The organism is Clostridia bacterium, assembly GCA_019683875.1.
Taxonomy (GTDB): domain Bacteria; phylum Bacillota; class Sulfobacillia; order RBS10-35; family Bu92; genus Bu92.
In genome coordinates this window covers 1-8,623 of record JADGHN010000075.1, presented here as the reverse complement: position 1 = coordinate 8,623, position 8,623 = coordinate 1, and the positions used below count along the sequence as shown (strand labels likewise).

At 70.1% G+C, this 8,623-nt stretch carries 9 protein-coding genes and 6 tRNA genes; all 15 read left to right on the top strand.

The window, feature by feature from the left end; translation table 11 throughout:
* Window positions 1-255: 255 nt before the first annotated feature.
* The 15 genes from IRZ18_06990 (at window position 256) to IRZ18_06920 (ending at window position 8,613) form a co-directional block, all read left to right on the top strand.
* Complete coding sequence (locus IRZ18_06990) at window positions 256-1,902, top strand: S-layer homology domain-containing protein (protein MBX5476845.1); 1,647 nt, start codon at window positions 256-258, stop codon at window positions 1,900-1,902.
* Between the two features lie 106 nt (window positions 1,903-2,008).
* Window positions 2,009-2,085, top strand: a tRNA-Pro gene (locus tag IRZ18_06985).
* A gap of 30 nt (window positions 2,086-2,115) precedes the next feature.
* A tRNA-Gly gene (locus IRZ18_06980) sits at window positions 2,116-2,189 on the top strand.
* Between the two features lie 8 nt (window positions 2,190-2,197).
* Window positions 2,198-2,274: transfer RNA gene (locus tag IRZ18_06975), tRNA-Arg, on the top strand.
* 9 nt (window positions 2,275-2,283) lie between these two features.
* Window positions 2,284-2,359, top strand: a tRNA-His gene (locus IRZ18_06970).
* A gap of 13 nt (window positions 2,360-2,372) precedes the next feature.
* Window positions 2,373-2,447, top strand: a tRNA-Gln gene (locus IRZ18_06965).
* Between the two features lie 209 nt (window positions 2,448-2,656).
* The gene (locus IRZ18_06960; protein MBX5476844.1) at window positions 2,657-2,959 is read left to right on the top strand and encodes a winged helix-turn-helix transcriptional regulator; all 303 of its coding nucleotides are present in this window, start codon (window positions 2,657-2,659) and stop codon (window positions 2,957-2,959) included.
* On the top strand, window positions 2,952-3,608 hold the full coding sequence (locus tag IRZ18_06955) for an SdpI family protein (protein MBX5476843.1): 657 nt from the start codon (window positions 2,952-2,954) through the stop codon (window positions 3,606-3,608). Before IRZ18_06960 ends, IRZ18_06955 begins: the two co-directional genes overlap by 8 nt.
* Window positions 3,609-3,719: 111 nt before the next feature.
* Window positions 3,720-3,792 (top strand) — tRNA-Lys (locus IRZ18_06950).
* Window positions 3,793-3,955: 163 nt separating this feature from the next.
* On the top strand, window positions 3,956-4,876 hold the full coding sequence (locus IRZ18_06945; protein ID MBX5476842.1) for a cytochrome c oxidase assembly protein: 921 nt from the start codon (window positions 3,956-3,958) through the stop codon (window positions 4,874-4,876).
* Complete coding sequence (locus tag IRZ18_06940; GenBank protein MBX5476841.1) at window positions 4,857-5,531, top strand: SCO family protein; 675 nt, start codon at window positions 4,857-4,859, stop codon at window positions 5,529-5,531. Before IRZ18_06945 ends, IRZ18_06940 begins: the two co-directional genes overlap by 20 nt.
* Window positions 5,531-5,899: a hypothetical protein gene (locus tag IRZ18_06935; protein MBX5476840.1), complete on the top strand. Its 369-nt coding sequence runs from the start codon at window positions 5,531-5,533 to the stop codon at window positions 5,897-5,899. Before IRZ18_06940 ends, IRZ18_06935 begins: the two co-directional genes overlap by 1 nt.
* A gap of 4 nt (window positions 5,900-5,903) precedes the next feature.
* Window positions 5,904-6,620 carry an ABC transporter ATP-binding protein gene (locus IRZ18_06930; GenBank protein ID MBX5476839.1) on the top strand — a complete coding sequence of 239 codons (717 nt, stop codon included), beginning with the start codon at window positions 5,904-5,906 and terminating at the stop codon, window positions 6,618-6,620.
* Window positions 6,617-7,579, top strand: a complete 963-nt coding sequence (locus IRZ18_06925; protein ID MBX5476838.1) for a hypothetical protein — start codon at window positions 6,617-6,619, stop codon at window positions 7,577-7,579. Before IRZ18_06930 ends, IRZ18_06925 begins: the two co-directional genes overlap by 4 nt.
* On the top strand, window positions 7,576-8,613 hold the full coding sequence (locus IRZ18_06920) for a hypothetical protein (protein MBX5476837.1): 1,038 nt from the start codon (window positions 7,576-7,578) through the stop codon (window positions 8,611-8,613). Before IRZ18_06925 ends, IRZ18_06920 begins: the two co-directional genes overlap by 4 nt.
* The last annotated feature ends 10 nt before the right edge of the window (window positions 8,614-8,623 follow it).

The following is an 8,623-nucleotide window of genomic DNA, read 5'->3' as shown; positions in this document are numbered from 1 at the left end:
CCGTCATGTGCGGTGCCTCCTCCGCGGGGGAGTTCCACTCCGAGCGCGGCGGCTCCTGGCGGCGGGGCGGGCTCGCGGGCGCAGCCGCAGGGGGGCGGCCGTCGAACGGCGTCGAACCGGCGCATGGCGGTGCGGTTCGCTTGTCAGGCGCATTACGGTGCCTTTACGGAACGTTTACATGTGTTGCCCATGCCGGAAACCCGCTGATATCCTGGGCTTGCCCAATTTTGTGAACGTTCTCCAGGGGGTCGAACGGTGTCACTCGGACGCAGAATCGCGGCAGTGGCGCTCGCGGCGGCGCTGATCTGCGGATGGGTCGCGCCCGCGGCCGCGCAGTCGGGAGCGGGCCAGGACTTCACCGACATCAACGGCCACTGGGCCGCGGCCACGATCCAGGCGATGCTCGCGGCCGGCATCGTGGAGCCGAGCGCGGACGGCAGGTTCTACCCGGACAAGCCCGTGACGCGGTTGGACTTCACCGTCTGGTTGTCGCGGGCGCTTGAGCTCGACGCCTCGTCCGCCCCCAAACCTCCCTTCAAGGATTGGAGCGCGGTTCCCGCCCGGTACCAGGGCGCCATCGCGGCCGCGTACGCCGCCGGGCTCGTTCAGGGCTACCCGGACAAGACGTTCCGGCCGTCGGCGACGATCACCCGCGCGGAACTGGCGACGCTCTTCGGGCGTTCGCTCATGCAGCTCGGCGTGCCGGCGGAGTCCCGCTGGTTCGCCATCTTCGCGGACGGCGACAAGATCCCGTCCTGGGCGCTGCCCGCGGCGGCCGCGGTGTCGAAGTTCATCGTGATGGGGGAGCCGGGGCTGCCGGGCCAGAAGGTCCGCTTCGCTCCGAACGACACGGCCACGCGCGCCGAGGCCCTCACCATGCTCGACCGGTTCATGCAGGTGCGCAACGAGGTCAACCCGACCCCGGTGCCGACGCCGCAGCCGAAGCCGCTGGGCGAGGAGCCGTTCTTCGCTGCATACTACGTGAACACGGATTACGGCTATCAGACGCTGCTCAAGCACGGCGCCAGCCTCGACTTCATCGTCTACACCGGGTACAGTCTCGGAGCGGACGGCTCGTTGGCCGGCTACAGCAGCCCGCGCACGATGGAGTGGGACGCGCAGACAGGCAAGCCGATGCTCGCCATGTTCGCCGCGCACTCCCGCGACGCGAACAACAAGCTTTTGCAGAATCCTGACGCGCGCGCGGCCGCCGTCAAGAACATCGTCGACGTCGTGAACCAGGGCTACGCCGGCATCAACCTGGACATGGAGTACGTCGACGCCTCGCTGCGGCCGAAGTTCACGCAATTCGTGCAGGAGATCGCCGACGCGCTCCACCCGCTCGGCAAGATCGTCACGCTGTCCGTGTGGGCGAAGACGTCCGACTCCCCGACGAACTCCGTGAGCGGCGTCTACGACTACGCCGCGCTCGGCCGGATCGCCGACTACATCATGTTGATGACGTATGACTACCACTGGGTCGGCGGGCCTCCAGGGCCGATCGCGCCGATCTCGTGGGTGCGCAACGTGGTGAAGTACGCGGTGTCGCAGATCCCGTCGCGAAAGGTGCTGGTGGGCATCCCCACGTACGCCTACCTCTGGCCGAACAACGGCGGGCGCGCCAAGGCCACGGCGGCCTGGGACGCCGCCAAGACGGCCGCGTCGCTGGGGATCACGCCGCAGCGCGTGGCCGAGGGCGAGGTCACGTTCACGGTCAAGCTTTCCGACGGCGTGACGTACACGTACTACTACAACGACACGGTCGCGATTCAACAGAAGATCGCGCTCGTCCAGCAGTACAACCTCGGCGGCGCCATCATGTGGCGGCTCGGCTTCGAGGACGACGCGAGCTGGCCCGCGCTGCTGCAGTCGTTCGCGCAGGTGCGGGGGGCGGCGCAGTAGGCTCCTGTGCGGCGCGCGCAAGGACGCGCAAACACTTGAAATCTCGCGGCTTCGAGCGTTTGACGCCATGCGCCACGCGAAGTACAATAAACGGTGCTTTGCGACGCGGAGCGTGGCGCAGCTTGGCAGCGCGCGTGCCTTGGGCGCACGAGGTCGCGGGTTCAAATCCCGCCGCTCCGACCAGTTTGCACAGTTCAGCACGCGTTTGGATGAGCGGGAGTAGCTCAATGGTAGAGCCCCAGCCTTCCAAGCTGGTTACGCGGGTTCGATTCCCGTCTCCCGCTCCAATTTGTTGGCGCCCGTAGCTCAGCCGGACAGAGCAGCTGCCTTCTAAGCAGCGGGCCGCAGGTTCGAATCCTGCCGGGCGCGCCAGGTTACACGGTGGGTGTAGCTCAGTGGTTAGAGCGCCAGGTTGTGGCCCTGGAGGCCGGGGGTTCGAGTCCCCTCACTCACCCCAAAGATTTCGGCGTTGGGGCGTAGCCAAACGGTAAGGCAGCGGACTTTGGATCCGCCATTTCCAGGTTCGAATCCTGGCGCCCCAGCCAGGTTTTTTTGTTTCTCCAGCGCGCTGGCCGACCTCTTGTCATGTCGCGGCTCCCTGCATACCATGTAATTAGACATCTGTCTAATTCTCTGGCTCTGACGCGATCCGCTCCCCTGGGATCGGCGCGAGCATCGTCGCGAGTCGTGGCGAGCCATCGCGCGAGACATGCCGGGCAGGGCGCGGCAGAGTCGACGGGAGGCGCAGCGACGCTTGAACCAAGCCATCTTTAAGGCGCTCGCCGACCCGACACGCCGCCGGATCTTGCAGCTGCTCAAGTTGGGCGACCGCACGGCGGGCGAGATCGCGGCCGAATTCCCCACCACGGCGGCCAGCATCTCGCACCACCTCAGCATCCTCAAGCAGGCGGGGATGGTGGAGGACCGGCGGCAGGGCCAGTTCGTCGTGTACTCGCTGAACACCACGGTGTTCCAGGAAGTGCTCGCATGGCTGCTCGATCTTGCTGGAGAGGACGGCGTGAAGTCGATGAGAGAGGGCGATCCTCATCATGAATGAACGCGTGCGACGTTACACCGTGCTGGACGGCCTGTTCCTCGCGGCCTGGGTGGCCCTCGCGGTGTACGCGGCGGCCTCGTACGCCCAGTTCCCGCCGCAGATGCCGACGCACTGGGACATCCACGGCCAGGTGAACGGCACGATGCCGAAGGCCCTGGCCGTGCTGTTGTATCTCGCCCTGCCCGCCTTCGTGTACGGGCTGCTCTGGGTGGTGCCCGGCTTCGACCCGCTCCGCGGGAACTACGCCCGCTTCGCGCCGGCCCTCGGCGTGATGCGCGCCGGCGGGGCGCTTGTGATGACCGCGATCTCGGCGGCGGGGCTCCTCGCCGGGGCCGGCCATCCGGTTCCGATGGACCGCGTCGTACCCTTCGCGGTCGGGGCGCTCCTCGTGGTCGTCGGCAACGTCATGGGACAGCTCAAGCCCAACTGGTTCATCGGCATCCGCACGCCGTGGACCCTCTCGGACGAGGAGGTCTGGCGGCGGACGCACCGCTTCGCCGCCTATGCGTTCGTCGCGTCGGGCGTGGTGATGATGCTGGCGGGGTTTGTCAGCGCGCCGTGGGCCGTGGCCGCCATCGTCCTCGTGATCGCGGCCAGCCTGTCCACGATGGTCTATTCCTACGTGGTCTGGCGCTCGCGGCATTCCTGACGCGGCGACGAGCGCGCCGATCGCCATCCCCGGCGCGGGGGCGCGGCGCGTGGCACGGTTCCACATCCGCCGCGCTTTGACTTTGCCGGCGAAGTGGGGGATAATCGCGGCGGGCTCGTAGCTCAACCGGCAGAGCAACCGGCTTTTAACCGGTAGGTTCAGGGTTCGATTCCCTGCGAGCCCATTGCGTTTGTCACCGTCGCAGCGCTTCTCGCGTTCGGCCGAGGGGCGCGTTTTTCTTTCCCGGCGCGCGGTCCGTTCCAGGATTGGCCGTTCGTTGCTGGATGGGCCCGCGCCTTGAGGGTTATAATCGCTGGCGGCCGGACCCGGCCCGGGAGTGATGCGTCGTGAACAGCCACCTGTGGCTCATGTGGACCTGGCAGCCGCCGGTGCTCGTCAGCCTCGGCGTGGCCACCGCGCTGTACACGTGGCTCGTCCGCCACTCGAACCGAGCCTACCCGGACCGGAAGATGGGCCACCCCGCGTGGACCTACGCCGGGTTGCTGGTCCTGTTCATCGCGCTGGAGTCGCCGATCGACGAGATCGGCGAACTGTACCTCTTCTGGGTGCACATGCTCCAGCACATGATGATCGGCTTCCTCGCGCCGCCTCTGCTCCTTCTGGGCCTGAACCGTCGCTTCCCGCCCGTGCCGGAGTGGGTGCGCGGTTCGTTGCGGGCGCTGCCCCAAAAGACGTGGCCGCGCGTACTGGCCGTCCTCGGCTGGAAGCTCCTGCGGTTCTTCTGTTATCCGATCGTGTCGGTCTTCGTCTTCAACGGCGTCTTCACCGTCTACCACGTGCCGTCGATCTACCAGGCCGCGCTGGCCAATCCGGCCCTCCACGCGCTGGAGCACCTCCTTCTTCTTATGACCGGGTGCTTCGCGTGGTCGCGCGTGTTCAGCCCCCTGCCGGAGATGCCGCCGCTGCGCTACCCGGCGCAGATGGCGTACGTGTTCCTCGATGGCCTGGCGATGACGCCCGTCTTCGCGTTCATCACGTTCGGTAGCGTTCCCTATTACGACTGGTACGTCCATGCCCCGCGCATCAGCTGGCTCGATCCGCTCGCGGACCAGCAGCTGGGCGGCGTCGTGATGAAGCTGTTCGCGGGCGCGGTGTACATCAGCGTCTTCCTGCGCGCGTTCTACCTCTGGGGAATCGCGGAGCGCGCGGCGGAGGCGCGCGCGGCGGAGGCGGGCGCCGGCCTGGGCGTCGGAGGGGTGGCGGGCGTCGAGGAGGTCGACTACCGCTATGCCACGCGCGGGCGGTGACGTCGCGGACGCCAGGGCACGCGGGCCACGCGGGCCGCGCCGCGCGCTCGTCCGCCTGCGGTGGGCCCTGTGGGCGCTCGTGATCCTCGCGTTCCTCGCGGGCACGCGCGGCCGCGCCCAGCTGGACGCCTATGCCGGCACCTCGCTGGGCGGCTCGCCGGCACCGTCCTTCCGGCTCACCGACCAGCACGGCCGTTCCGTCTCGCTGGCGGACTATCGGGGGCGCGTCGTCCTCCTCACCTTCCTGGACGGCCACTGCAAGGACGTCTGCCCCACCACGCTCCGCGTCATGGGCGACATCCAACGGAGGCTGGGCGCGGACGCGGCGCGGCTGGCGCTGGTCGCCATCTCCGTCGACCCGTGGCTCGACCGCGTCGGCGAACCGGCCGCCATCGCGCAGGAGGATCCCGCGCACGCGCCCCGGCAGTGGGACTTCCTCACGGGCACCCTGGAGCAGCTGCGGCCGGTCTGGTCGGCGTACCACGTGACGGTCGTCGAGCAACTGGTCGGTACCTACGGCGCGAACGGCGAGCACGACACCGGCTTCTTCCTCATCGACGCCCAGGGCCGGCAGCGACTCTACATCCAGTCCGATGCGGACGAGGGCGTCATCGTCCGGCAGGTGCGGCGCCTGATCGAGGAGAGCGGCCGCTGATGCGGCGGATGCTGGCGCTGGCGGCCCTCGCGGCCGTGCTCGTCGCGGGTTGCGGCGGCGGCCTGTCCGACGCTCGCTGGGACGACGCCGTCGCCGGCGCGCGCCAGGTGGCGAAGCTCCTGGACGAGGGCCGCTACAGCCAGGCCAAGGCCGTGTGGCAGCCCGTCGACCAGGTCATCCACGCCGCGTATCCGCAGGTGGACACGGTCGACCCCGATCTCGCCGGCCGGCTGTGGTACAACATGGGCCTCGTGGAGCTGGGCTTTCTCAAGGGCGACTGGGCCGCGGCGAGGAAGGGCGCGCAGGCGCTCCCGGACCTGTTGACGCGCGCCCGTGAAGCGCTGCGCGGGGGCGGCGGGGGAGGTTAGGGGAATGGATCGCGACGGATCGGCGCTCCAGCTCGCCGGCGTGTCGAAGGCGTACGGGCGCGCGGAGCGGCCCGTGCTACGCGACGTCGACCTGACCCTCATGCCCGGGGAGTGGGCGTTCCTCACCGGCCCGTCGGGCGCCGGCAAGTCGACGATTCTCAAACTTTTCTACGGCGCCGTGCGGCCGGACGCGGGCGTCGTGCGGGTGCTGGGCCAGGACCTGGCGCGCGTGCCGGCGCACCGCATCCGGCGGCGCATGGGCCTCGTGTTCCAGTCCTTTGAGCTCCTGCCGCGGAAGACGGTCCTGGAGAACGTCGCGTACGGTGCCGAGATCCTCGGCTTCCCACCAAGGGAAGCGGCCGACGCCGCGCGGCGCATGCTCGCGGCCGTCGGACTGGAGGAGCTCGCGCGCCGGTTTCCGGCCGAGCTTTCGGGTGGCGAGCAGCAGCGCGTCGGCATCGCCCGCGCGCTCATCCACCGGCCGCCGGTGGTGCTCGCGGACGAGCCCACCGGCAACCTCGACCTCGACACGGCCCGGCGCGTCTTCGACATCTTCCGCGCCATCCACCGCGAGTGGCGGCCGGCGATCCTCATCGCGACGCATTCCCAGGAGCTCCTCGCCTGGGCGGGCGAGCGGGTGCTGCGCGTCGAGGGCGGGCGCGTCGTCGACGACGCGGCCTGGCCCCGCCGCGGGAGCGGGAAGGAGGCGGCGCTCTCATGAGCGCGCCGGTGAAGGGCGGACCGGGAGCGGGCGACGGTGCGGCCCCCGCGGCCGTGGCCGGGCGCGCCAGGCTGAACCTATGGCCGTGGCTCTACATGCTCCGGGACGTGCGCGAGGGCACGTCGCGCAACGTCCTGCCGGCCGTGGCGCTCATCCTCATGACGGCGCTGGCGGTGCTCTTCGTCAGCGGCGTCGCTGTGGCGTCGCGGGAGACGAGGGCGCTGGTCACGCTGTTGCGCGAGCAGGCGAAGATGCGCGTCATCGTCGCGGACGGGGCGGACGCCTCGGCACTGGCCGCGCGCATCCAGAAGCTCGACGGGGTGAGGGCGGCGACCGTGGTGCCGCGCGAGACGACCTTCGCCCGCATGGAACAGGCGTTTTCGAGCCAGGTCGACCTGCGCGAGGTCTTCGCGGACAACCCCTTCCCGGACAGCATCGACGTCGAGGTGGCCGACCCGGCCGCCATCGCCCCGCTCGTCAGGGAGATCTCCGGGCTTGGGGGCGTCGACCAGGTCGTCTACGGCCAGCGGTACCTGACGCCACTCCTGCGCCTCGCCGGCTGGCTCGGGCGCGTGGGGTGGGCCGCCGGTGCAGGCTTCGGCCTTCTGGCGCTCCTCGTGAGTGCCGTCACCTGGCAACTGGCGCTTCTCGCGCGCGCCAGCGAGGTGCGGATCAAGGCCCTCATGGGCGTGCCGCCCGCGCGCATCTGGGGCCAGTTCCTCCTTGAGGGGGCGCTGCTCGGGCTCGCCGGGGGGACGCTAGCCGCGCTCGCGCTGGTCGTCGTCACGAGCGCGCTGGCCTCCGGGGCCACGGCGCTGATGCCGTTCCTGCCCCACCCGGCGGCGGGCGGCGCGGGCGCGTGGGTCGCGCTCTGCCTGGCGTCCGGCGCCGCCCTGGGCGCGCTGGGCGCCGGGCTGGCCGTGCTCCGCGCCCTGCGCCAGGAGGGGATGTGGACGTGAAGCCCCGCTGGCACCGGGGAGCCGTCGCCGCGGCGGCCCTGACGCTCGCCCTGCTGGTGGCCGCGCCTCCCGCGGACGCGCACATCACCGGCGTGTTCCTCTATTTCCTCAAGGACGTCCAGGGCCAGACGACGCAGACCAGCCTCGACATCCTCGCCGGCCAGCTCCGAGAGACGGACGCGCGCATCCGCGCGCTCGAGCCTCAGGTGGACGCCGCGCGCCGCGCCTACGAGGCGCGGCTGGGCCCGGCGCGCCAGAAGATCCGGTTCTACAGCCTCTACGCGGCCGAGGGATACGCCGGCGCCGTCTTCAGCGGCGAGAGCCTCGTCGACACGATCGCCAACGCCGTCATGGTCCGCGACGTGGTCCGCAAGGACCTTGAGCAGTTGAAGGCGACGGCGGCCGCGTACCGCACCCTCGAGGCGCGGCGCCAGGAACTCGTCGCGTATCGCGACCTTCTGCAGGCCTTCCGGGAAGCGGAGGAGCGCCACCAGGCCGTCCTCCAAGGGAAGAGCCCGCAGGACCAGGAGTTGGCGCTGTACACGGTGTCGGAAAATTGGGAGGAGATCCGCAAGGGACCACTGCGGCAATACATCGAGTGGGCCGGCGCGCGGTTGCGCGATCTGCGGACGGTGGCCGTCGCCGAGCCCGGCGGATGGCGGTCCGTCGACGAGGCGTCCTTCGACCGGCTGGCGGGCGGCACACCGCCCGTCGAGGGCGTGGAGTCGGTGCGCGTGCTGCTGCGGGCGGATCACGTGTACGTCGTCGGGCACTTCCGCACGACACTGGGGGAGCGGCAGGTCATCCTCGTCGGGCAGATGGCGCGCGCCGGCGCGGCGTCCGCCCGCTACCAGACGGAATACGCGCTCGTCGACGGGTTCCTCATCGACCCCCGCGACCCGCAGATGCAGGAGATCGTGCGAGACGACGGCCTCTTCCGCATCGACGCCGCCGACCTCGGGATCGCGGGCGGGACGCTGCAATTCGAGCAGGACAACGGCCGGCTCCGCTTCCGCGGCACAGGACCGCGATGAACGGCGCCGC